General features: G+C 70.4%; 20 protein-coding genes. 8 read left to right on the top strand and 12 right to left on the bottom strand.

Annotated features, from left to right (window positions below; translation table 11 throughout):
• Positions 1 to 415: 415 nt before the first annotated feature.
• The 5 genes from ACQEV2_RS31660 to ACQEV2_RS31640 form a co-directional block, all read right to left on the bottom strand.
• Positions 416 to 1252: a GNAT family N-acetyltransferase gene (locus tag ACQEV2_RS31660; RefSeq protein WP_433049039.1), complete on the bottom strand. Its 837-nt coding sequence runs from the start codon at positions 1250 to 1252 to the stop codon at positions 416 to 418.
• Between the two features lie 84 nt (positions 1253 to 1336).
• Positions 1337 to 3355, bottom strand: a complete 2019-nt coding sequence (locus ACQEV2_RS31655) for an IucA/IucC family protein (RefSeq protein WP_433049036.1) — start codon at positions 3353 to 3355, stop codon at positions 1337 to 1339.
• 375 nt (positions 3356 to 3730) lie between these two features.
• Complete coding sequence (locus tag ACQEV2_RS31650; RefSeq protein WP_433049033.1) at positions 3731 to 5440, bottom strand: diaminobutyrate--2-oxoglutarate transaminase family protein; 1710 nt, start codon at positions 5438 to 5440, stop codon at positions 3731 to 3733.
• 308 nt (positions 5441 to 5748) lie between these two features.
• The gene (locus ACQEV2_RS31645; protein ID WP_433049030.1) at positions 5749 to 6051 is read right to left on the bottom strand and encodes a putative quinol monooxygenase; all 303 of its coding nucleotides are present in this window, start codon (positions 6049 to 6051) and stop codon (positions 5749 to 5751) included.
• 55 nt (positions 6052 to 6106) lie between these two features.
• Positions 6107 to 7069, bottom strand: a complete 963-nt coding sequence (locus ACQEV2_RS31640; protein WP_433049027.1) for a carbohydrate kinase family protein — start codon at positions 7067 to 7069, stop codon at positions 6107 to 6109.
• A 249-nt stretch (positions 7070 to 7318) separates the two neighbouring features.
• Here ACQEV2_RS31640 and ACQEV2_RS31635 point away from each other — a divergent pair, with 249 nt between their 5' ends.
• From ACQEV2_RS31635 to ACQEV2_RS31610, 6 genes are all read left to right on the top strand, one after another.
• Positions 7319 to 8335 (top strand): sugar ABC transporter substrate-binding protein, encoded by a 1017-nt coding sequence (locus ACQEV2_RS31635; protein ID WP_433049024.1) that lies wholly within the window; start codon positions 7319 to 7321, stop codon positions 8333 to 8335.
• Positions 8336 to 8516: 181 nt separating this feature from the next.
• Positions 8517 to 9512, top strand: coding sequence for an ABC transporter permease (locus ACQEV2_RS31630; protein ID WP_433049021.1), 996 nt, complete (start codon positions 8517 to 8519; stop codon positions 9510 to 9512).
• Positions 9509 to 10345, top strand: a complete 837-nt coding sequence (locus ACQEV2_RS31625; protein WP_433049018.1) for an ATP-binding cassette domain-containing protein — start codon at positions 9509 to 9511, stop codon at positions 10343 to 10345. The genes ACQEV2_RS31630 and ACQEV2_RS31625 overlap by 4 nt, the downstream gene beginning before the upstream one ends.
• A 63-nt stretch (positions 10346 to 10408) precedes the next feature.
• Positions 10409 to 11431 (top strand): LacI family DNA-binding transcriptional regulator, encoded by a 1023-nt coding sequence (locus ACQEV2_RS31620; protein WP_433049015.1) that lies wholly within the window; start codon positions 10409 to 10411, stop codon positions 11429 to 11431.
• 252 nt (positions 11432 to 11683) lie between these two features.
• On the top strand, positions 11684 to 12904 hold the full coding sequence (locus ACQEV2_RS31615; protein ID WP_433049012.1) for a trypsin-like serine peptidase: 1221 nt from the start codon (positions 11684 to 11686) through the stop codon (positions 12902 to 12904).
• A gap of 173 nt (positions 12905 to 13077) precedes the next feature.
• Positions 13078 to 14286, top strand: a complete 1209-nt coding sequence (locus ACQEV2_RS31610) for a trypsin-like serine peptidase (RefSeq protein ID WP_433049009.1) — start codon at positions 13078 to 13080, stop codon at positions 14284 to 14286.
• Positions 14287 to 14388: 102 nt separating this feature from the next.
• Here the strand turns inward: ACQEV2_RS31610 and hflX are convergent, their stop codons facing one another.
• The 6 genes from hflX to miaA form a co-directional block, all read right to left on the bottom strand.
• On the bottom strand, positions 14389 to 15882 hold the full coding sequence (gene hflX / locus ACQEV2_RS31605) for a GTPase HflX (protein ID WP_433049006.1): 1494 nt from the start codon (positions 15880 to 15882) through the stop codon (positions 14389 to 14391).
• 148 nt (positions 15883 to 16030) lie between these two features.
• A complete protein-coding gene (locus tag ACQEV2_RS31600; protein WP_433049003.1) occupies positions 16031 to 17617 on the bottom strand; it encodes a M1 family metallopeptidase in 1587 nt (528 codons plus the stop codon).
• A gap of 194 nt (positions 17618 to 17811) precedes the next feature.
• A complete protein-coding gene (locus ACQEV2_RS31595; RefSeq protein WP_433049000.1) occupies positions 17812 to 20031 on the bottom strand; it encodes a RelA/SpoT family protein in 2220 nt (739 codons plus the stop codon).
• 299 nt (positions 20032 to 20330) lie between these two features.
• A complete protein-coding gene (dapF, locus tag ACQEV2_RS31590) occupies positions 20331 to 21200 on the bottom strand; it encodes a diaminopimelate epimerase (protein ID WP_433048997.1) in 870 nt (289 codons plus the stop codon).
• Between the two features lie 74 nt (positions 21201 to 21274).
• Entirely contained in the window at positions 21275 to 21778 is a 504-nt protein-coding gene (locus ACQEV2_RS31585) for a hypothetical protein (protein ID WP_433054913.1), read from the bottom strand.
• 108 nt (positions 21779 to 21886) lie between these two features.
• Positions 21887 to 22825: a tRNA (adenosine(37)-N6)-dimethylallyltransferase MiaA gene (gene miaA, locus ACQEV2_RS31580; protein ID WP_433048994.1), complete on the bottom strand. Its 939-nt coding sequence runs from the start codon at positions 22823 to 22825 to the stop codon at positions 21887 to 21889.
• A 182-nt stretch (positions 22826 to 23007) separates the two neighbouring features.
• Between miaA and ACQEV2_RS31575 the strand changes: the two genes are divergently transcribed.
• On the top strand, positions 23008 to 23289 hold the full coding sequence (locus ACQEV2_RS31575) for a hypothetical protein (RefSeq protein WP_433048991.1): 282 nt from the start codon (positions 23008 to 23010) through the stop codon (positions 23287 to 23289).
• Positions 23290 to 23313: 24 nt separating this feature from the next.
• Positions 23314 to 23583 (top strand): antitoxin, encoded by a 270-nt coding sequence (locus ACQEV2_RS31570; protein WP_433048989.1) that lies wholly within the window; start codon positions 23314 to 23316, stop codon positions 23581 to 23583.
• 81 nt (positions 23584 to 23664) lie between these two features.
• On the opposite strand, the gene ACQEV2_RS31565 is transcribed toward ACQEV2_RS31570, so the two are convergent.
• A complete protein-coding gene (locus ACQEV2_RS31565; RefSeq protein WP_433048986.1) occupies positions 23665 to 24393 on the bottom strand; it encodes a class III extradiol dioxygenase subunit B-like domain-containing protein in 729 nt (242 codons plus the stop codon).
• Positions 24394 to 24428: the final 35 nt, after the last annotated feature.

The raw sequence follows: 24428 nt of genomic DNA, 5'->3' as shown, positions 1-24428 counted from the left end.
GGCGATCACGGTGGGGACGAGGGGCTGGATCAAGACCGGGGGTTCCTCGGGTGGGGATCGGGTCGGTTCGGGTGCGTGCGAGGTCGGTTCGATCGAGGTCAGGAGTGGTTCGAGTGTGATCGAAGTCGGTTCGGAGCTGTCCGTGGCGAATCCGGCCGGTCAGGGTCGGGGGCACGGTGTCCAGGCCGGGCGCTTCGTGAGGTTGATCGGCCTGGGTTGTGGTGGGTGGGTTGTGGTGGGACGGCAATTCCGACCCTGCTCGCCACGCGCCTCGGGGAATCGACCTGGCCCTGGAGGGATCGGTTCGGCCGGCAATCGGGGCGGCGGGTCGGCAGGTCCTCAAATCGGTTGGTCGGGAGTGGGAACCGGATCGGCGCGAGCGGTGTACCAAAAGTGACGACGCTGCGACATGGCGTCACAACAGTTGGCGCAGGCTCCGGTCTCTGACCATGAGGGCGGCCCGCTTGGCGGGCAGTTCGATCTCGGCGAAGAACCGGAAGCCGGCGCTCAGGAAAGCAGCGACAGAAGGGGTGTTGCGGATGTCGGGTTCGGCGACGACGCGAGCGCAGGCCGGCCGCTTGTCGAGGGCGAGGTCGGCGACGGCTCGGAGAAGGTTTCCACCAAGTCCTCGTCCGCGGTCGCCGACGGCACCGATGAGGAGATGGACTCCGGTGTCATGGGGCCGAGCGGGGTAGTGCCGGGCCAGCGGGTCGAGGTCGGCTCGGTAGACCTCCCAGTAGCTCATCGGCGTGCCGTCCAGCATGCCCAGGCAGGGAACGCTGCGCCCGTCACCGGAGAGCTGCGACCACAGATGCTCCTCAGCCGCGTTCTGAGGTCCGGCGAGCCCCCAGAATGCCGCGACGGCAGGGTCGTTCATCCACCGGCTGATGAGCGGAAGGTCTCGCTCGACGCGTACGGGGACGAGGTGCAGCACACCTGCTGGCGTGCTGATGGGCCCCCAGTCGGCGACGTGGTCGAGTAGATCATCGGCGATCGGATGTACGGAGGCGGGTGGTGCGGCCGTTCCGGCACCGCGCGAGTTCCGTGTGCCATCCACATCGGTGTCCTCCGCGAAGAGCGCCAGGAATTCGTCGGGCAGGCGCAGGTCCAGCGTGTCCTCGCCGTCTGCACTGTCTGCGCCCCCGCCGCCGGCCTTGTGGACCGGGCTCTCACGACTACCCGGGCTCATGGCGATGCCGATATCCGTGAAGGGGGCGGGACCGGCGTTGGCACTCGCGTCGGTGGGAGGCACGACGACGCTCCTCTCAGGAGGCGGGGTGGGTCATGTTCCCCAGGCGTGCAGGAAGTTGGTGACAGCCAGATGCATAGGTGCTGTTCAGGAATGCAGGGGGTTGGCAATGGTGACGTAGACGGACTGGGTGTCGACCGGGCCGACGAGTTCATCGAGGCCGTGCAGCCGGGTCAGCAGGTTGGCCTTGCAGCGCAGAACCGGTGAGTCGAGCAGGTGCGCAGGCAGTGGTGTGCGCAGCCTGGCGGGACCGGAGGCGACATCGCCCAGGAAGCGGCGGAAGGCAGCGAGCAGCAACTGTTCGTCGGCGAGACGCTGCGAGCCGAAGGCTCCGATGAGACCGAGGACGTTGTTGATCGCGAGGTAGTACGCGAAGCGCTCGTCGGTGACCTCGTCCGAGACGAAGGTGTCGCTGTGCTCGCCGATGCCGGGCAGTCGGGCGTCGAGATCCGCGTGCCGGGACTCACGGAAGTAGTAGCCCTGGTTGTCGCGGTAACGGCCGCCCGAAGGCCAGCCGTCGCCGTCCAAAAGGAGCAGCGTGTTCTGCTGGTGTGCCTCCAGGGCGATTCCGGCCTCGGAGTCCAGCCACAACACCGGTCGGACGACCTGTTCGAGATAGCGAAGGAACCACTCGGCAGCCACGGCCCCGCGGGGACGGCCCGTCTGGGCGGAGAGACGCATGATCACGTCGGCAAGACGGGACTGCAGGGGCTGCCTGTCGGGACCGGGTCGACTCATGGCGGTGTCTGTCCCTACCAGAGGGCAGGGCGACACGAGTCCGGCTACACAGGACACGTCGTCGGAAGGCGTGAACGGGTTGTGCCGGATCATCACGTCGAGGCCTGCCACGGGGCCACCGTCCGGCGCGTCGACAGCGAGCCAGGCCGGGTCACGCACGATGTCGAAGCCGGGGTGGACGGCCTGCCACTGCATCGAGAGGCCGCTGCGCAGAAGCCGATGGACCTCGACGCCGCGGTGCAGTTCCTTGCGGAGGTTCTCACGCCGGGAGTTGGTGATGCGCAGGCCCAGCGACAGCTTGAGCATGGCTGTGGCGTCGGATCGGTGGACGGTTCGGACGGAGGAGGTGGGATGCCACGGTGCGCCGTGGGCGCCGAGGTCCCGGAGCAGTCCTGCATCGAGCAGGGCCGCGATCTCGGGACGATGCCGGGCCTCGCGCACCTGCCAGGGATGCAGAGGCAGGGCCGCGTAACCGTCGGGCAACGGCACCCCAGAGCCGGCCAGGCGGGCCGTGAGCTGGGCCGCGGGCACAACACGGCCGCGCTCGGTCCATGCCGAGTCGGTGGCGAGAAGGGAGGGAGCTACCGCCAGCCAGTTCAAGGGGAAGGAACCGCGCAACTCGGGTGAGTACAGCCGTGCTTCGGACTCGGAGAGACCCTCGCGACTCTTCGGCGTCGGGTGGAGCGGGTGTCCGAGCATGAGTGCCTGCTCGGCCGTGAGGAAGAGGTCGGAGCCTTTGGCTGGCTTGTCCCGGCGTTCGCTGATGAATGTGACGGTTCGTCGGACGGAGTCGGCGACGCGTCCGACGAGGTCGGTGGTAGCGGAAGCGGTCTCTGCTCCACCGGGCGTCTCCCGCGTGAGCAGTGCGGCAAGGGTGACGGCGTCGGTCGGTGGGGAGTGGTCGGGTGCGTCGGCCAGGCGTGGGGCGCCGAAGCGGTGCCACCCCGTCGCGGACCAGTAGCGGACCGGGATCAGCAGGGCCGTACCGGTGGCGGGCAGGGGGATGCGGAGGATTCCGTTGTCGGGAGCCGGGATGTTGGTCTCGCGTACCCAGCAGCGGAGCAGGTTCTCCACGGCGGCGGCCTGGGCTGCGGTATGCGGGTCGGGATGCTCCAGGAGGTCGGCGTCGGCTCCGTGCAGCTGCTCGGTGTGCGGTGCGCCTGCGTGCACCGGCGCCCGCACCGGCACTGGCGTACCGGCACCTCGCTGCCCCGATGCGCGTTCCTGCGGCGCGCCGCCCTCCAGCGCGGGTGGGCCTCCTTGTGCGAGGGCGCCTACCCGAGCGGGCGTACACGACTGTGCGGGCGTACATGGCGGTGCGGGCGTATCCGCCTGTGCGTATGTACGTGCCGCTCCGGATGTAGCCATCGGTGCGGGAGCGCGCCCCTGCCCGCGAGGAGGCGGCGGGGTCGTCGATGCGGGCGGCTCCTGCTGGGAGAGGTGTGCGTCGGAGGAGCCTCGCGCTCGGGTGTCGGCATGGCCGTCGGATGCAGGGGTGGTGATCAAGGCTGGTCCTCTTGAGGTGGTTCTGGCCCGTACGGCGACGGCCGACGTTCTGCGATGAGGGTGGGCGTGGGCTTGAGGGGCCGCGTTCCCAAGGCGCGATTGAAGGGGGTTTGTCAGGTGGAGGCGAGGTTCGGAGGGGAGGCGATGGGGCGCTGGGGAGTGAGTCGTGGCCCCGGAGGGGGTGGGTCGCCGGACGCCGACGTGAGCGCACGGAGCGGAGTGCGCGTCGGCACGCCCTCAGCGGCTGCCGCGCCACCCCGCCCGATCGGCACGGTCGTCGTGCCGTCGGTGCCGTGGGTTCGGCTGGTGCGTACGGTCGTGACCGGTGTGGGCTCGGGACACCGCGTCCACCGCGTCGGCGAGCCGGTCCAGTACCGCGGTTGCCTGTTCGTCGCTGATGGTCAGGGGTGGAAGCAACCGTACGACGCTGGAGTGGCGGCCGCCGAGTTCGACGATCAGGCCGCGACGCAGACACTCCTGCTGGATGGCGGCCGCAAGTTCGGGGGCGGCGGGGCGAGGGTGGCGATCCCGGTCCTGCACTGCCGCTGCCCCGGCGCTCCGGCCGCTGGAAGCGAGGCCCCCCGAGGAGCCGGGGGCATGTCCGGCGGGGTCGAGCCCTACCGGACCGCCCCTGCCACCTCCAGCCCGACCGAGATCAGCCGCGGCGCCCCCTTCGGCCTGGAGGGGAACGCCTCCGTTCCCTTCGAGAGCAGCCAAGAGGTCCAGCCCGTGCCCGCCTCCCGCCCCTTCAATCCCCGCCAGGTTCGTGGGGCGACCCTCTCCCCGCCGGGAATCGTTCTCTGGCTCCACCACCTCGACCCCGATCATCAAGCCCCTCCCCCGCACATCACCGATGCACGCGAACTGCTCTGCAAGGGCTTGCAGTTGGTTCAGCATCCGCGTGCCCAGTTCAGCCGCCCGCTCGGCGAGCCGGTTCTCGCGGACGTAGGCGAGAGTGGCCGTACCGGCGGCCATGGCGAGCTGGTTGCCGCGGAACGTGCCGGCGTGGGCGCCCGGTTGCCAGGCGTCGAGGTCGTCGCGGTAGACGATGACGGCCAGCGGAAGGCTGCCCCCGATGGCCTTCGAGAGGACCATCACATCGGGGGTGACGCCGCTGTGCTCCACCGCCCAGAAGGAACCGGTGCGCCCGACCCCTGTCTGGACCTCGTCGGCGATCAGTGGAATGGCTCGGTCGGCCGTGATCTGCCGCATGCGCTGCATCCAGGCGTCCGGGGCGGGGATCACTCCGCCCTCTCCCTGGACGGGCTCGAGGATCATCCCGGCGGGACGCGGCACGCCCGACTTGGGGTCGTCCAGAACGGACTCGGTCCAGCGGGCGGCGAGTTCGGCGCCGTGTTCGCCGCCGACGCCGAAGGGGCAGCGGTAGTCCTGTGGGTAGGGCAGGCGTGCGACCCGTACGTCGTAGGCGCCGCCGGATGCTTCGAGCGCTCCGGCGGTCATCCCGTGGTAGGCGCCGCTGAAGGCGAGGATTCCGGTGCGGCCGGTCGCAGTCCGGACGAGTTTGAAGGCGGCCTCCACCGCGTCGGTGCCGGCCGGCCCGCAGAACTGCACACGCGCGTGGCCGGCGAGACCGGGCGGCAGGGTGTGGAACAGCTCGGTGATGAAGGCGTCCTTGACGGGGGTCGCCAGGTCGAGGACGTGCAGCGGCGCGCCCGAGTCGAGGACCTTGCGGATGGCCTCCAGGACGACCGGGTGATTGTGTCCGAGCGCCAACGTCCCGGCGCCCGAGAGGCAGTCCAGGTAGCGGCGGCCGTCTGCGCCCTCGATGGTCAGCCCCCGCGCTCGTACCGGCACGATCGGCAGGGCACGGGCGTAGGTGCGGGCCGCCGACTCGCGCGCCGACTGCCGCCGCAGGATCCCCTCGTGCACGGCGCGCGCCCCCGCCGACTCGGATGTCTCCCCGCGCAAAGATTCGGTCACGGCCATGGCTCCCTGTCCTCCCGCTGTCCAGGGGCGAGCAGGTCTCTCGCGTCCTCGCCCGACCCGACATACGAAGCCCCGCGAGCGTCCACTCGAAACTCCGGGGAACTGGGCACTGGGGACCACATCCACTTGGCAGCGGGCCCCAACCGCTACCAACCCCCGACCGTGCACCGGGTTACGGGTTGCTTCAAGATCCTTGCCATAGCGAAACCGTTGCTGGTCCAACAGAGGCCTAGGCGCGGCAGGACAGGGCTGTTCAGCGAAGCAGAGCGGGTGAGCCGGTCCGCCGCGACTGCTCGGTTCAGTGCTCGTTACGGATGCGTGGCCAGCGGATCGAGGAACGTCAGTACCGAGGCGGCCTCTTCGATCAGCGGTGTGAGGGCGGCGTTGAACGGTGCACCGTACGGGGCCTCCAGGTGTGCCTTGAAGGCGTCCTCGTCCCGGTAGACCTCGAAGACCCAGTAGGCGCGCGGGTCGGCCGCCTTGGTGTAGACGTCGAAGGCCAGGTTGCCTTCCTCCTCGCGCACCTTCAGGGCGTAGTCCCGGATCAGGCGGGCAACCTCGTCCTCCGCTCCCTCGCGGGCGGTGAATTCGGCGAGCAGGGTTTTCGTCATGGTGTCGTGTCCTTGTCGGTGGGTGGAGTGGAGGTGGCGGACGACGTACGGTCCGTCACGCGTCGCCGGCGGTCGCGAGCAGTGCCAGCTGGTCGCGCCATGGCGGGTTGGGGCCGGTGACAGAGCACGTCAGGGCGGCGACCCGGGTGGCGAACCGGCAGGCTTCCGCGACATCGTCGAGACCGAGATCGGCCAGCCGGCCGCCGAGGCTGCCGCGGGCCGCGAGGTGGTGCAGCAGCCCGGCGGTGAAGGAGTCCCCCGCCCCCACCGTGTCGGCCACCCGTGTCGTCACCGCGGGCACCCGCAGCCGTTCGCCGTCGAGTGAGGCCAAGGCGCCGTCGGCGCCGAGCGTGATCACGACGAGCCGTGCCCCCGCGGCGTGCCAGGTGTCGCATGCCTGCTCCGGCGGGGTGCCCGGCAGGAGCAGCTCCAGGTCGTCCTCGCTCAGCCGCAGGATGTCGGCGAGGCCGCACCAGTGCGCCAGCCTGGCTCGGTACACGTCGGGGTGCACCAGCAGCGGCCGGACGTTGGGATCGATGCTGATGGTGGTCCGGCGAGATGCCGTTGCCAGAAACTCCTCCACCACCACCGCACCGGGCTCACGGACCAGGGCCAGCGACCCGGTGTGCACACAGGCCGTTCCGGACAGGTCCACCTCCGCCAGCTCCCCCGAGGTCCACTGCCAGTCGGCCGTGTTCTGCGCATGGAAGGAGAACGCGGCCTGCCCCTGGGCGTCCAGCTCCGCCACGGCCAGCGTGCTGGGCTCGGCGGCCTCGACGGCGTACGAGAGGTCCACGCCGGATGCCTCCAGGTGGGCGCGGAAGAGGCGGCCGAACACGTCGTCGGACAGACGCGCGAGGAAGCGGGCCGGCGTGCCCAGCCTGGCCAGGGACACGGCCGTGTTCGCAGGTCCGCCGCCTGGCAGCACCCGCAGGGCGAGTTCGTTCCGGGTGCCTGTGGGTTCGGTGAACGCATCGGCGACGCACTCTCCCAGGACGGTGATCCGAGGCGGGGTCATGGGCTGCTCCTCTCTTGGCACGCGCGGTCCCGAAACGGGCACGTCGCGGGCAGTCGCCGAGCGGGCTTCGGGCGGGCGACGGCCACGGGCGTTGCCGATTTGTGACGGGTGCAAGGCATTGACGTTGCCTGGAGGCGGAGTCCATCATCCTCGCCAAGCAGTGTCAACGATGACATAAGTCAACGATGACACCTCCGGGACGGCATGCCCCATGCCGGCCGCTCGCCCGCAATCCCGCAGGAGTTCTTCATGTCCCGCATCTCTCGTCTGCCCTCCTCCTTGCTCAGAGCCGCTGCCTGCGCAGGTGTCGCGGCCCTCACCCTGACCGCCTGCGGATCCGGATCCGGATCGGGCACCGCGAACGCCGGATCGGGCAGCGTCAAGGTCGGTCTGATCACCAAGACCGACACCAACCCGTTCTTCGTGAAGATGAAGGAGGGCGCGGAGAAGGCCGCCAAGGAGAACGGCGTCGAACTGTCCACCGCGGCGGGCAAGTTCGACGGGGACAACGCCGGTCAGGTCACCGCCATCGAGAACATGGTCGCCGCCGGGGTGAAGGGCATCCTGATCACGCCGAGCGACTCCAAGGCGATCGTGCCGGCGATCGAGAAGGCCAAGGCGAAGGGAGTCCTGGTCATCGCCCTGGACACCCCGACCGACCCGGAAAGCGCGGTCGACGCCCTCTTCGCCACCGACAACCTCAAGGCCGGCGAGCTGATCGGCGAGTACGCCAAGGCCGCCATGAAGGGCAAGACGGCGAAGATAGCCACCCTCGACCTCGCGCCGGGTGTCTCCGTCGGTGTCCAGCGGCACAACGGCTTCCTGAAGGGCTTCGGCGCCACGGACAAGGACGTCGTCTGCGCCCAGGACACGGGTGGCGACCAGGCCAAGGGCCAGACCGCGATGGAGAACTGCCTGCAGAAGTCGCCCGACATCAACGTCGTCTACACCATCAACGAGCCGGCCGCGCTGGGCGCGTACACCGCGCTCAAGGCCAAGGGCCGGGAGAAGGACGTGCTGATCGTCTCCGTGGACGGCGGCTGCACCGGCACCCAGGCGGTCAAGGACGGCAAGATCGCCGCGACTTCGCAGCAGTACCCGCTGAAGATGGCCGCCGAGGGCGTCAAGGCCGTCGCGGCGTACGCCAAGGACGGCAAGAAGGCGTCCGGTTACACCGACACCGGCGTCACGCTGATCACCGACAAGGCGCAGGACGGTGTCACGTCCAAGGACACCGCCTACGGCCTGGAGAACTGCTGGGGCTGAGCCGCCGACCCCAGCTGCCGCCGTAGTCGGCGCCGTAGCTGCGCCGCTGTAGCTGCCGCCGTTCGAAACCCCTCAGCGGGGCGGCCGGCCCCTCCTCCCCGACCGGGGACAGCCGCCCCCTCGTCCTCTTGCCGTCCGACCAGGACCGACAAGGACTTCTGTCTTCCGACAAGGACCTCGCATGACTGCCACGTCCACGCCGTACGCCGAGCTCAAAGCACCGACAACGGTCCGCAGACTGCTCACGCAACCGACCACCGGCCCCCTGGTCGCCCTCCTCCTGGCGTGCGTCTTCTTCTCCGTCTCGACCGACCAGTTCCTCACCGGCGGGAACTTCTCGCTGATCGTGCAGCAGGTCATGGTCGTCGGCACACTGGCCATCGGCCAGACCCTGATCATCCTCACCGCGGGCATCGACCTGTCGTGCGGTGCCGTGATGGCGTTCGGCAGCATCGTGATCGCCAGGATGGCGGCCGAGGGCTCGCTGCCTCCGCTGGTCGCCATCGCTCTGGGCCTGGTCGTCTGCGGCGGCTTCGGCCTGCTCAACGGGGCACTGGTCCAGAAGATCCCGCTGCCGCCGTTCATCGTCACCCTCGGCATGCTCAACGTGGCGTTCGCGCTGACCCACATCTACTCCGAGGAGCAAACGGTCACCAACCTGCCCGGCCCGCTGACGGCCCTCGGGCAGACCTTCCCGCTCGGCAAGACCGACATCACCTACGGCTCCCTGGTCACCATCGCCCTGTTCCTGGCCTTCGCCTACGCGCTGAGCAGCACCAGCTGGGGCCGGCACGTCTACGCCCTGGGCAACAGCCCGGAAGCGGCCCGGCTGAACGGCATCCGCACCTCCCGGCTGACCATCGGCGTCTACACCGTGGCCGGCCTGCTGTACGGCATCGCCGCCCTGCTCCTCATCTCCCGCACCGGAGTCGGCGACCCCCAGGCGGGGCAGACCGACAACCTCGACAGCATCACCGCCGTGGTCCTCGGCGGGACCAGCCTCTTCGGCGGACGCGGCTCGGTCCTGGGCACGTTCATCGGCGTCCTCATCGTCGGCGTCTTCCGCAACGGCCTGCAGCTGATGGGCGTCGCCTCCATTTACCAGACCCTCATCACCGGCGTCCTGGTGATCCTCGCCGTGACCGTCGACCAGATCTCCCGGAAGAAGGCCCGATGACCATCACCGGCTCCCCCACTCCTGTCCTGCAAGCCCGCGGTCTGGTCAAGCGCTACGGCCACGTCACCGCCATCGACGGTGCCGACTTCGATCTGCTGCCCGGCGAGGTCCTCGCCGTCATCGGCGACAACGGCGCCGGGAAGACCAGCCTGATCAAGGCCCTCACCGGCGCGGTGGTCCCCGACGCGGGCGAGATACGCCTCAACGGCGAACCCATCACCTTCTCCGGCCCGGAGAGCGCCCGCGCCCACGGCATCGAAACCGTCTACCAGGACCTCGCCGTCGCGGCCTCCATGGACATCGCCTCCAACATGTTCCTCGGCCGCGAACTACGTCGCCCCGGCATCCTCGGCAGCGCCTTCCGCATGCTCGACAAGAAGCGCATGCGCCAGGAGGCCGCCGAGCACATGGCCGACCTGAAGATCGGCCTGCGCTCGCTGACCCAGTCGGTCGAGACCCTCTCCGGCGGACAGCGGCAGGCCGTGGCGGTCGCCCGCGCCGTCGCCTGGGCCCGCAGCGTCGTCGTCATGGACGAACCCACCGCCGCCCTCGGCGTCAAGGAGTCCGGACAGGTCCTCGACCTCATCCGCCGCGTCCGCGACAAGGGCATGCCGGTCGTCCTGATCAGCCACAACATGCCGCACGTCTTCGAGATCGCCGACCGGATCCACGTCCACCGGCTGGGCCGGCGCGCCGCCGTGATCAAGCCCTCGGACTACTCCATGGCCGAGGTCGTCGCCATCATGACCGGCGCACTCAGCGTCGACGAGGCCGGCGGTACTGTCGTAACGGATTCCGAGGCCGCGAAGGCCGCGGGAGTTCAGGCCAACTGAAGCACTCACAGGTTCCGGCCGAGGCCGCAGCCGGAACCGACGAGACAGGAGACCGTTTCCTCCATGGCAGCGAACCGCCGCCCGACCATGGCAGACGTCGCCCGAGAAGTGGGCGTCAGCGCCAAGACCGTCTCCCGGGTCCTCAACGAGGACGGATACGCCTCGGAACAGACCAGGAAACAGGTTCTCGCCGCCGTGGCCAAGCTCGGCTTCCAGCCGAACCTCATGGCACGCAACATCCGCGTCGGCGGTCCGGACACCACCGTCGGACTGGTCATTCCCGACCTCGGCAACCCCTTCTTCGGAGCCGTGGCCCGCGGCATCGAGGACACCGTCCGCGAACGCGGACTGACCCTGCTCATGGGCTCCTCCGCGGACGACCCCGACCGCGAACGCGCCCTGACGGACAAGTTCCTCGCCCGCCGCGTCAGCATCCTGATCGTCGTTCCGTCCGTCGGCGCCGACCACGCCCACCTCAAGTCCCACCGCACGGCGGGACTGCCCGTGATCTTCCTCGACCGCCCCGGAGTCGGCCTGTCCACGGACAGCATCGTCAGCTCCAACCGTGCCGGAGCCCACGACGGCGTCGCCCACCTGATCGCCCACGGCCACCGCCGCATCGGATTCGTCGGCGACCTGCCCGTCAAGCTGTACACCCGCCGCGAACGCCTCGCCGGATACCGCGCGGCCCTGCAGGAAGCCGACATCCCCTACGACCGCTCGCTGGTCGCCAGCGCACACGATCAGCAGGGGGCGGAGGCCGCGACCTCTCAACTCCTCGAACTGGCCGATCCCCCCACGGCCCTGTTCGCCGGAAACAACATCATGGCGCTCGGTATCGTCGCCGAACTCGCCCGCAGCAAGCGCAAGGACGTGGCCGTCGTCGCCTTCGACGACGTCTCGCTCGCCGAGGCACTGGAACCGGCCCTGACCGTCGTCGCGCAGGACCCCGAAGAAATCGGCCGCAGCGCCGCGGCCACCGCCCTGGCCCGGCTCGACGGCGACCGCTCCCGGGCCCGCACCATCACCGTTCCCACCCGGCTGATCGTCCGCGGATCGGGCGAGCAGCCCGCGCCCAAGCCGTAGGCGGCTCGCCCTGGAAGGGCCTCAAAGCCCAGCAGCGGCGGCAGGAGCCCGCGCAGCATCAGTCCCTGACGAATGGCCAGGTCAGCAAGCCCGTAGCGAAACCGTTGCCGTTCCGTCGGAACTCCCCCACGGCGACCGCATAGTGTGTGATGCCGTTCCAACGCGCCGTGACATCCACGCGAAACCGGCAGGTGATCAGCGGGAGTTCACGGCTGCGGCGCCTAGTTCCGTCATCTCACGGGGAGTCAGATCATGCGATCCATACGGCCGTCGTTCACCGCTCGCGGGGGAAGGCGCGCGCGCCGCAGAACTTCCCCGCTGCCCGTGGTCGCGCTCGCCGCGGCCCTGGCCTTCACCGTCACGGCCTGTGAGTCGGGCGATGCCGACGCGGGCGGCGAGGCCACCGCGTCCGCGGCGGCCGGAGGTGAGGGCGAGATCACGATCCCGGACGACATCAAGGACAGGCTCAAAGAGCACGGGATCGACATCGACAAGTGGAAGGACGGCGCCTGGAAGAAGTGGGACAAGGACGACTGGCTGCGCGAGGCCAAGGACTACATCAACCCCATCATCGAGGGACTGTGGGACCCGGACCGCATGCGGGAGGCCGAGGACCCGGACCGCGGTGTCGACGACAGCGACCTCTCCGGTGACCAGGGTGTGACCGACCCGGCCCCGGAGCCGGTGAACGCGCAGGCCGTGCCGCCCGCGTACCACGCCAACGCTCCCGAGGCGGGCAAGGTGTTCTTCGACTCCCCCGAAGGCACGATGGTCTGCTCGGCGACGGTCGTGGAGGACCCGGCCAACCCCGGCAAGTCGAACATGGTGTGGACCGCGGGCCACTGTGTGCATGCGGGCAAGAGCGGCGGCTGGTACCGCAACATCGCGTTCGTGCCCTCGTACAACAACGCCGGCATGACAACAGCGCAGTTGGAGGGCGCCACCCGGGAGGAGGTCGCTCCGTACGGCGTCTGGTGGGCCGACTGGGCGCAGACCTCGGACCAGTGGATCGCGCAGGGCGGACCGACGGGCGGGGACGGCGCCTCGTACGACTTCGCCGTGCTGCATGTGAAGCCGGAAGCGGGCAGCAACGGCAAGTCCCTTCAGGAAACGGTGGGTTCGGCCCTTCCGGTGGACTTCAACGCCCCGGCCGTGCCCGACGTGGACAGCATCAAGGCGATCGGTTACCCGGCCGCGGCGCCGTTCGACGGACAGAAGCTGTACCAGTGCCAGGACGAGCCGGGTCGGCTGTCGCTCAACGCGTCGGACCCGACGATGTACCGCATCGGCTGCACCATGACCGGCGGTTCGTCCGGCGGCGGCTGGGTCACGACGGGCTCGGACGGCAAGCCGGCGCTGGTGTCCAACACCTCGATCGGGCCGGTGCAATCGGGTTGGCTCGCCGGCCCGCGGCTGGGCAAGGAAGCGAAGACCATCTTCGACTCGGTGAGTGAGAAGTTCACCGGTCAGTGATGTTCGCGGGACGCCGGTCAGTGACGGCACCGTAGGCACCGGCGGCGGGGCGGTGGGGAGAAACCTTCACCGCCTCACCGCCGTTCGCCCTCAACTCCACCGGCATAGTGGGGTGTCGCGCACCGGACATCAGGCCCAACAGCAGAGCACGTTCCAACGGGGGTTATCGCACCATGCGTTCCACACGTACGCCCGCAGCGCCACGGCGCAGGCAGCACTCCCTCCTCACCGCCACCGGCCTCGTCGCCGCCCTGGCGCTCACCGCGACCGCCTGTGGCGGCTCGGCGCAGGACGCGGCGAGCGACAAGGCCGCGGCGGCCGCATCCCAGGCCGCCGACAGTGGCGACGGAAAGATCCAGATCCCGGCCGACCTCGCCGACAAGCTCAAGGAGCACGGCATCGATGTCGACAAGTGGACCGACGGCGGCTGGAAGAACTGGGACAAGGACAAGTGGCTCAGCGAGGCCAAGGACTTCGTCAACCCGGTGATCGAGGGCCTCTGGAAGCCCGAGCGGATGCAGTCCGCGAAGGAGGCCAACAAGACGATCACCACGCAGGACGCCTCGGCCGACCAGGGCGTCAGCGACCCTGAGCCGGCGCCCGTCGAGGCCACGGCCGAGAAGACGCCGTACCACGAGAACGCGGCCCCTGTCGGCAAGGTCTTCTTCGACTCCCCCGACGGCCCCGCCGTCTGCTCCGGCACGGTCGTCAAGGACGTCAACCATCCCGGCAAGTCCAACCTCGTCTGGACGGCCGGCCACTGCGTGCACGCCGGTGGCAAGGGCGGCTGGTACCGCAACATCGTCTTCGTGCCGGCGTACAACGACCTGGGCAAGCCCGAGGCGCAGTTGAACAACGCCGCCGCCTCGGAGATCGCTCCCTACGGCAACTGGTGGGCCGACTGGGTGTCGACGTCGAACGAGTGGATCCAGGGCGGCTCGGAGACGGGCGGCGCGGGTGCCGCGTACGACTACGCCGTCCTGCACGTCAAGCCGGAGCAGGGCAGCAAGTCGCTCGAGGAGACGGTCGGCGCCGCCCTCGACGTGGACTTCTCGGCGCCGTCGGCGGCCGACGTCGCCACGATGGGCGCCTGGGGCTACCCGGCGGCGCCGCCGTACAACGGGCTGCAGATGTTCAAGTGCCTCGACCTGCCGGGCCGCCTCTCGCTGAGCCCGACGCTGCCCACGATGTACCGCATCGGCTGCACCATGACCGGCGGTTCGTCCGGCGGCGGCTGGTTCCGCGTGGTGGGCGGCGAGACGAAGCTGGTGTCGAACACGTCGATCGGCCCGGAGGACAACACCTGGCTCGCGGGCCCGCAGTTGGGGACGAACGCCGAGGCGCTGTACCAGAACATGAGCAAGACGTACGGCGGTCGGTGACCCGCACGGACGAACACGCCCGGACGGACACGTGCTGAAGGCCCGCTCCCCTGCGTCAGGGGAGCGGGCCTTCGGCGATCTGCCTTCGGGCTCTACGGCAGCTCAGGCGGTCGGTGCCGGAACGTACGGCGCGAGATCCGCCGCCAGCTCCTCGTGCACCCGCACCTTGAGCAGTGTGCCGTCCGGGGTGTGCTCCTCGGAGATCACCTCGCCCTCGGTGTGGGCGCGGGCGACCAGCTTGCCGTGCGTGTACGGCACGAGCGCCTCGATCTCGACCGAGGGGCGCGGCAGCTCGTTGTCGATCAGCGCGAGCAGCTTGTCGATGCCCTGGCCGGTACGGGCCGAGACCGCGATGGAGCGCTTCTCGATCCGCAGCAGCCGCTGGAGCGTCAGCGGGTCGGCCGCGTCGGCCTTGTTGATCACGACGATCTCCGGTACGTCGGTGGCGCCGACGTCCCTGATCACCTCGCGCACGGCGGCCAGCTGCTCGTCCGGGTTCGGGTGCGAGCCGTCCACCACGTGCAGGATCAGGTCGGAGTCGCCGACCTCCTCCATCGTGGAGCGGAACGCCTCGACCAGGTGGTGCGGCAGGTGGCGTACGAAGCCGACGGTGTCCGCCAGCGTGTAATGCCGTCCACCCGGCGTCTCGGCCCGGCGCACGGTCGGGTCGAGGGTCGCGAACAGGGCGTTCTCGACCAGGACGCCCGCGCCCGTGAGGCGGTTGAGCAGGGAGGACTTGCCGGCGTTGGTGTAGCCCGCGATGGCGACCGACGGCACCTTGTTGCGCCGGCGCGTCTGGCGCTGGATGTCGCGGCCGGTCTTCATCTCCGCGATCTCCCGGCGCATCTTCGCCATCTTCTCGCGGATCCGTCGCCGGTCCGTCTCGATCTTGGTCTCACCGGGACCACGGGTGGCGAGGCCGCCGCCCTTGCCGCCGCCCATCTGCCGGGACAGCGACTGACCCCAGCCTCGCAGCCTCGGCAGCATGTACTGCATCTGCGCGAGCGCGACCTGCGCCTTGCCCTCTCGGGACTTGGCGTGCTGGGCGAAGATGTCGAGGATCAGGGCCGTACGGTCGATGACCTTGACCTTGACGACGTCTTCGAGGTGGATGAGCTGGCCCGGGCTGAGCTCACCGTCGCAGATGACGGTGTCGGCGCCGGTCTCCAGCACGATGTCCCGCAGCTCCTCGGCCTTGCCGGAGCCGATGTAGGTGGCCGCGTCGGGCTTGTCGCGGCGCTGGATCACGCCGTCGAGCACGAGCGCGCCCGCGGTCTCCGCGAGGGCGGCGAGCTCCGCGAGGAAGTTCTCCGCGTCCTGCACGGTCCCCGAGGTCCAGACTCCGACGAGCACGACCCGCTCCAGACGGAGCTGGCGGTACTCGACCTCGGTGACGTCCTCGAGCTCGGTGGAGAGGCCCGCCACACGGCGCAGAGCCGCGCGGTCGGAGCGGTCGAACTGGTCGCCGTCCCGCTCTCCGTCGATCTCGTGGCTCCAGGCGACGTCCTCTTCCATCAGGGCATCGGCCCGAAGACCTTCGGGATGGCTGTGCGCCAAGCGCTGAGTGTCCTGGGAAAAGGAAGAAGAGGAGGTCATTGGGTCCTTACGTCGATGGGGAATCCGTTTGGGGCGACGGAACTGATCCGTCACTGCTCACAACGCACGAGTACCCGGGGAGATTCCCGTGTGCCGTGCCGTGCCGACCCGAAGATGGTCGCACGGCACGGGACGTCTCGTCACCGCCTTATTTCGCGGTCCCCGCGGTCTTCCCGGTCTTCCCGGTCTTCCCGGTCTTCGCAGTCTTCCCGGTCTTCGCGGGCGTCTTCTCCGGGTCCGCGGCCTTCCACTCCGGCTGACCGGGCATCGGCGGGGTCTTCTCGCCGTACAGCCAGGCATGCATGAACCCGTCGAGGTGGCGTCCGGAGATCTCCTCCGCGAGCGCGACGAAGTCCGCGGTCGAGGCGGCTCCGTGCTGGTGGCGGCTCACCCAGGCGCGTTCCAGGAGCTCGAAGGCCGGGGCGCCGATCTCCTGCCGGAGGGCGTACAGGACCAGGGCCGCGCCGTCGTAGACGTTGGGCCGGAAGATGCCGTTCTTCTTGCCGGGCTCGGCCGCCTTGGGGGCCGCGGGTGGTCCGCCGGCCGCACGCCAGCGGTCGGAGGCGGCGTACGCGGCCTTCATCCGTGCCTCCAGCGGCCTGCCCGCCTTCTCCGCCGCGTACAGGGCCTCGTACCAGGTGGCGTGCCCCTCGCTGAGCCACAGGTCGGACCAGCTGCGCGGGCTGACGCTGTCGCCGAACCACTGGTGCGCCAGCTCGTGCACCATGATCGACTCGATGTACCACTTGGGGAAGGCGGACTCGGTGAAGAGCCCTCTCTCGAAGAGAGAGAGGGTCTGGGTCTCCAGCTCGAAGCCGGTGTCGGCCTCGGCCAGGAGGAGGCCGTACGTCTCGAAGGGGTAGCGGCCGACCTTGCTCTCCATCCAGGAGATCTGGCCGGGGGTCTTCTTCAGCCACGGTTCGAGCCGCTCACGCTGCCCGGTGGGTACGACGTCCCGCAGGGGCAGTCCGTGCGGGCCGGTGCGGCGCAGCACCGTGGAGCGGCCGATGGACACCTGGGCGAGCTCGGTGGCCATGGGATGCCGGGTGCGGTACGTCCATGTCGTCGCCTTGCCCGCGCGGTCCACGTCGGTCCGCAGACCGTTGGCGACGGCGGTGTAGCCGTTGGGCGCGGTGACCCGGATGGTGAACATCGCCTTGTCGGAGGGGTGGTCGTTGCACGGGAACACGAGGTGGGCGGCGTCGGCCTGGTTGGCCATGGCGAGGCCGTCAGCCGTCCGCACCCAGCCGCCCTCCCGGTCCGCTCCGTACTTGGGGTCGCTGGTGTGCCGCACGGTGACCTGCATCCAGCTGCCCTCGGGCAACGGCTCCTCGGGCGTGATCACGAGGTCCTCACCGGCACTGCTGAACGACGCCGGCTCCCCGTCGACCTCCACCGACTCGACCTTGCCGTGGGCGAAGTCCAGGTTGAGGCGTTCGAGCTCCGCGGTCGTCCAGGCATCGATCCTGGTGACGGCCTGGAGGGGCTTGCTGTTGGTGCCCGGATAGGTGAAGGAGAGGTCGTACGACGCCACGTCGTAGCCGGGGTTGCCCAGGTACGGGTAGAGGCGGTCGCCGACACCCAGGGGCGTGGCGGGGGCGCTCGCGGCGATGAGGCAGGTGGAGACCGCCAGGGCGAGCAGTGCGGGCTTCTTGAGCCGCCGGGCAGGTCGGGGACGAGGGCGAGGGGCGCCAGGGACTGGTCGCTGAGCCTCGGTGCGGGGGGTGAGCAGCATGCACCACCGCTATCAGCGCGCGCGTGCCGCGCGTGGACGACTCGCGACCGGCACACTCGAACGGGCGTGTCGGGTTGGTTCAGGGGTCGGGCAGCGCCCGCCGAACCTCAAGCACCGGTGCTCCCCCGCATGCACCCGGCTCCGCACCGACACCCCCAGCCCCGCACCAATCCGCCCGGCGCGAGCCCGCGCCCTCACGCCCCCTGCGCCTGCGGCTGTGCCCTCCGCACGTCGTACACGCCCGCCACGTTCCGCATGGCCCGCATCAGCCCCGGGAGCTGCGCCGCGTCCGGGAGTTGGACCGTGTAGGTGTGGCGGACGCGCTGCTGGGTCGGGGGCTCGACCGTCGCCGAGACGATTTCCGCGCCCTCCAGGGCCATCGCCTCCGTGAGGTCCGCCAGCAGATGCGGGCGAACGAACGATTCGGCGACCAGCGTGACCCGGCACTCGGTGGTGTCACCCCAGCGCACGCCGACCTCCGCGCGCCCCGCGTTCTTCATCCGCGCCACCGCGGCGCACTCGACGCGATGGACGGTCACCACTCCTCCGCGCACGGAGAATCCGGTGACCTCGTCGGGCGGTACGGGCGTACAGCAGCCGGCGAGGCGTACGGTCGCGCCGGGCCGGTCGACGACGACGCTGGCGGTCGTGGAGCGACCGGCCGGCGCGGCGGCCGGGCGGAATTCCGGCCCCTCGGCAGCCGGGCGGGCGGGCGGCTCCTCCCAGGCAGCCTCCTGGTTCGCTGATCCGTCCGCTGCGGGTGGGACAGCCACCGCCCCGGGCTCCTCGTCTCCGGAAGCGTCACCCCGCGGCGGATGGGCGGCCAGCCACCGCTGGATGGCGATCCGGGCGGCGGCTGTGTGGGCGTGCTCCAGCCACTCCCTGGACGGCTCCGAGGCCGGGTCCTGGCCCATGAGGAGCTGGACGGTGTCGCCGTCCCGCAGAACCGTGCTGAGCGTCGCCAGGCGACCGTTGACGCGGGCGCCGATGCACGCGTGCGCGTCCTCGCCGTACTGCGCGTACGCGGCGTCCACACAGGTCGCGCCCTCGGGCAGGCCCAGGGTGCCGCCGTCGGGCCGGAAGACGGTGATCTCTCGGTCCTGGGCGAGGTCCTCGCGCAGGGTCGACCAGAAGGTGTCCGGGTCGGGTGCGCCCTCCTGCCAGTCGAGGAGGCGGGACAGCCAGCCGGGGCGCGTGGGGTCCGCGCGCTCGCCGTCGCTCGAAGCGGCCTGCTCCTCCGAAGGAGGAGCGTAGGGATTGCCGAGCGCGACGACGCCGGCCTCGGCGACCTTGTGCATCTGGTGGGTGCGGATGAGGACTTCGGCGACCTGACCGTCCGCCCGGGCGACGGCGGTGTGCAGCGACTGGTACAGGTTGAACTTGGGGACGGCGATGAAGTCCTTGAACTCCGAGACGACGGGCGTCATACAGGTGTGCAGTTCACCCAGGACGCCGTAACAGTCCGCGTCCTCGTTCACGAGCACCAGCAGCCGTCCGAAGTCGGCGCCGCGCAGCCGCCCCCGTTTGCGGGCCACCCGGTGCACGGAGACGAAGTGGCGTGGCCGGATGAGGACTTCGGCCTGGATGCCGGCCTCGCGCAGGACCGTGCGCATCTCGTCGGCCATCTCGGCGAGCGGGTCGTCCGCGCGGGAGGCGTTGTCGACGATCAACTCGCGTGTGTACTCGTACTCGTCGGGGTGCAGGATCGCGAAGACCAGGTCTTCCAGTTCGGTCTTGAGTGCCTGGACGCCGAGCCGTTCGGCGAGCGGGATGAGGACGTCGCGGGTCACCTTGGCGATGCGGGCCTGCTTCTCGGGGCGCATCACGCCGAGGGTGCGCATGTTGTGCAGCCGGTCGGCGAGTTTGATCGACATCACGCGGACGTCGTTGCCGGTGGCGACGAGCATCTTGCGGAAGGTCTCGGGCTCGGCCGCGGCGCCGTAGTCGACCTTCTCCAGCTTCGTCACACCGTCGACCAGGAAGCGCACCTCCTCGCCGAACTGCTCGCGGACCTGATCGAGTGTCACGTCGGTGTCCTCGACGGTGTCGTGCAGCAGAGAGGCCGTCAAGGTCGTGGTCTCGGCGCCGAGTTCGGCGAGGATGAGCGTCACGGCGAGCGGGTGCGTGATGTACGGCTCGCCGCTCTTGCGCATCTGGCCGCGGTGCGAGGACTCGGCCAGCACATAGGCGCGGCGCAGCGGTTCGAGGTCGGCGTCGGGATGGTGGGCGCGGTGGGCGTCCACGACATGGCTGATCGCGTCGGGCAGCCGGTCGCGGGATGCGGGGCCGAGCAGCGCGGCCCGGCCGAGGCGGCGCAGATCGAGCCGGGCGCGGGCCTTCCTGCGGGGCACGGCAGGCGTCGCAGGGCCTGCTACCGGGCCTGGCGTCGCGGGGTTCGTGGCCTCCGCACTCATGGGCACCTCCGGCTGCGTGGACCGGCGGACGGGGTGCCCCATGGCGGACACGGCTCAGGGGATGGCGACTTCTCCCCCGTCCGGGCCGGTGCTTGATGCTACCGAGCCCATCACGTGCGGCTGACCGCCTCTCGCCGAGCGTGAAACGGATCACCCATTCGAGCGAGGGTTTACGGGTTTACGGTTTCGCGCCATACACCGAACCGGAGTTCGCGATTCCGAAGCATGTCCGTGGAGCCCACGGCCCGGCTCTCAGGCCGTGACCCGTCCACAGCTCTGATACCAAGTCACGGAACCGCTCAGCGACCGAGCGTTTCCAGCCACTCCGCGTCGATCTCACCCTCGGCCACGATCACCGCGGGGCCGGTCATCTCGATCTCGCCGTCGGGCCGCTCGGTGATCACCAGGGTGCCGCCGGGCACGTCGACGGTGTACGTCACGGGGGCGCCGGTGACCGCCGGGTCGGCCCCGTCCCGCCGCGCGGCGGCCACGGCGACGGCGCACGCGCCCGTGCCGCACGACCGGGTCTCGCCGGAACCGCGCTCGTGCACACGCAGCGCGACATGCCGGGGGCCCCGGTCGACCACGAACTCGACGTTGACCCCGTCCGGGTAGGCCGAGGCCGGGCTGAACGGCGGCGGGGAGTACAGGTCGCCGGCGTGCGCGAGGTCGCCCACGAAGGCGACGGCATGCGGGTTGCCCATGTTCACGTTGCGCGCGGGCCAGCTGCGCTCGCCGACGCTGACCGTGACGTCCCCCTCGGGGAGCCGCGCCCTGCCCATACCGACCGTGACGTCACCGTCCTTGGCGATGTGCACCGTCTTCACGCCCCCGCGCGTGGCGACGGCGAGGTCGCCCTCGGTGACGTGTCCGGCGCGCTGGAGGTAGCGCGCGAACACGCGCACGCCGTTGCCGCACATCTCCGCGACGGAGCCGTCGCCGTTGCGGTAGTCCATGAACCACTCGGCCTCGGTCGCCATGTCCTTGGCCTCGGAGTGCGCCGCGGACCTGACCACGTGCAGCAGTCCGTCACCGCCGATGCCCGCGCGGCGGTCGCACAGGGCGGCGACGGCGGCCGGGGGCAGGTCGATGGCGTTCTCCGGGTCCGGGACGATCACGAAGTCGTTCTCGGTGCCGTGACCCTTGAGGAAGGCGATCCGCGTGCTCATTCCTCGATCGTACGGCGTCGGTACGACAACCCCTCCGCGTGTAGGCGCTACGACGGCCCACGCGCGCGTGCAGGTCAGCGCAGCCGGGCCACGCGCCACACGGCGAGCACGACCACCGCGGCGACGACAAGGACGTATGCCAGCACCACGCGCCAGTCCGGCCGGCGCCCGGAGCCGCGCTGCGGCAGTCCGGGCCAGGTGTAGCCCACCCGGCGGGCGGCCATCATGCCCCAGCCGGCCGCGCAGGAGCAGATCAGCAGTCCCAGCATGGCGATCACGGCCCCGCTGTCGCCGAAGTCGAAGGCCAGCGGGAAGGCGAACATCAGGGAGCCGACCGCGGCCAGGGACACGATGGGTGCGAGCTGCCAGATGCGCAGTCGGCGCTGCGGGCGCAGCTCGACCTCGACCTCCGGGCCGCTCGCGTACATCTCCTCGGGCTCGGGGCCGTCGTCGGTGACGCCGCCCTCCGTCTCGTCGAGCCCGTCGGGGATCGGACGGCCGCCGTCCTGTTCCCGTTCGCCCCCGTCGGTGGTGACGTTCTCGGTGCCTTGTGCGGTGTCGCGAGGGCCGGCCTCCATCGCCACGCGCCCTCCCAACTCGGACTCCACTTGGTCGATCGAAGCTCGATGATGGCATGGCGCCGGAGGCCCGGATGGCGGCCGGAGCGTCCCGATGCCATCACGTGATCAGGCTGTAACCGGTCGTTCGACCAACGCCAATGCCAGCTGCGGAAGTTCTGTGAGATCCGCCGCAGCCCCACTGAGCCAGTGCACCCGTGGATCGCGCCTGAACCATGAATCCTGGCGGCGCGCGAAGCGCTTGGTGGCACGTACGGTCTCGGCCCGCGCCTCTTCGAGGGTGCACTCCCCCGCGAGCGCCGCGAGCACCTGCTGATAGCCGAGCGCGCGCGAGGCCGTACGCCCCTCGCGCAACCCCTGCGCCTCCAGCGCGCGCACCTCGTCCACGAGTCCGGCGTCCCACATCCGGTCGACCCGGCGCGCGATGCGCTCGTCGAGCTCCGGGCGTGCCACGTCGACGCCGATCTGGATCGTGTCGTACACCGAGTCGTGGCCGGGGAGGTTGGCGGTGAAAGGCTGCCCGGTGATCTCGATCACTTCGAGAGCCCGGACGATACGGCGCCCGTTGCTGGGCAGGATCGCCTGCGCGGCCTCGGGGTCGGCGGCGGCCAGGCGGGCGTGCAGCGCCCCGGAGCCGCGCAGCGCGAGCTCCTCCTCCAGCCGGGCCCTGACCTCGGGGTCGGTGCCGGGGAACTCGAGGTTGTCGACGGCGCCGCGGACGTACAGACCCGAGCCGCCGACGAGAATCGGCCAGCGCCCCTCGGCGAGCAGTGCGTCGATCCGCTCCCGCGCGAGTCGCTGGTACTCGGCGACCGACGCCGTGACCGTCACGTCCCAGATGTCCAGCAGGTGGTGCGGGATGCCGGCGCGTTCCTCGGGCGTCAGCTTGGCGGTGCCGATGTCCATCCCTCGGTAGAGCTGCATGGAGTCGGCGTTGACGACCTCGCCGCCGAGCTGCCGGGCCAGGAAAACGCCCAGATCGGACTTTCCGGCCGCGGTGGGTCCGACGACGGCGATGACGCGGGGGGCGGGGGGTGCACTGCTCACCGACCCAGTCTCGCAAACCTCATGGGGTGGACTCGAACGAGTTACGTGACGGCACGCGCGCGGGGTCGTTGCCAGTTGCGAGGTTCTCGCCGCCGGTTTCGCGGAGGCGGCGACCGGGCGGCGCAAACGGACGCACCGGACGACGCGGGATTTCGCCCGCACGAGTAACGTATGGAGTGGATATGGGCGTTTTTGCACGGCTTCTCCGGAGGTCGAAGGCTACGGAGGAGACGTCAACCGCCGCGGCGCCGGCCGACACACCAACGGCCGAACCCGCGGCGGACGAGGCTGCGGAGGCGAAGGAGACGGCCGAGGCGAAGGCCGAGGAGGCGGACGGGTCGGCGGCACAGCCGACGGCAGCGGAGTCCGTCGAGGCCGACACCGACGACGGCGTCGAGATCCCCAAGCAGCAGTCCGCCGACGAGGTGGCCGACAGTGAGGCCGGCGAGGGCGCCCGCACGTAACTGCCCCGCGCGGGAAGGTGAAGCATGGGTCTGATGGACAATTTGAAAGCCAAACTCGCCCCGGCCAAGGACAAGGTCTCCGACTTCGCGCAGCGGCACGAGGACAAGGTCCAGCACGGCATCGACAGGGCCGCGAGGGTCGTCGACGAGAAGACCAAGGGCAAGTACAGCAACAAGATCCAGTCGGGTACGGGCAAGGCCAAGGGGGCCATGGACCGACTCGCGCACAAGGGCGACGACACGGCGACCGGCACGAGCACGCGGCCGCCGGACGCGCCACCGCCGACCACCTGAACGGCATATCGACGGACGGCCGCGGAGCTTGACGGCTCCCGGCCGTCCGTCGTTTTCGGGTGGGCTGGACCGCCGCCCGCCCTACGACCAGGTCGCGACCAGGTACCCCACCCCGTACGGCGCCTCGTCGTACAGCAAGGTGCCCGAGAGGCCCGCCCCCTCGGCTGCGCCCGCAAGGACCTGCCAGGGGACTCTGCCCGAGGCCTTCAGCTCGCGGGCGAGCTCGATGTCCAGCCCCTTCAGCGCCGACACGTCCGCCTTGCCCAGCGCACGCGCGACGGACGCGTCGAAGGGCGCCGCCCGCTCGTCGAGGTAGCCGGGGGCCTTGAGCGTGCGGCAGGCACTGGCGTCGCCCATCACCAGCAGCGTCACCCGCTCGGCCCGGGCGGCGATGTCCCTTCCGATATCGGTACACCGCTCGGCCGTCAGAGGTTCCCCCACGCCGAGTCCCTCGATCGGGGCATCCGACCACCCGGTCCGCTCCAGCAGCCAAGCGGCCACGGCCAGCGAGGACGGAAGCCGGCGTTCCGTCAGCGCCGGGGCGTCCGCGTCGCCCTCGGCCCGGCCCAGCCGTACGTCGATGTCCACGCCGAAGCCGCGGAAGGTACTCCGCGTCCCTTGCGGATACGCCGCGTGCCCGCTCCCCTCGCCGGGTCCCACGACCACGAGCAGGTCCGGGCGGGCGGCCGCGAGTACGCCGAGCGCGTCCGTGCAGGCGGCACGCGCGGCGTCCAGCTCGGGTGCGGCGCCCGCGGCGAGCTCGGGCACGAGGAGCGGCGGGCAGGGGCAGACTGCGGCGGCGACAAGCATGATCGGCAGCCTACTGCGACGCTCCGAGGTCACCC

This window comes from Streptomyces sp. CA-251387, from assembly GCF_050936625.1.
GTDB lineage: Bacteria > Actinomycetota > Actinomycetes > Streptomycetales > Streptomycetaceae > Streptomyces.
Note: the sequence above shows the minus strand (reverse complement) of the source record. Positions and strands in the feature narration are given on the sequence as shown.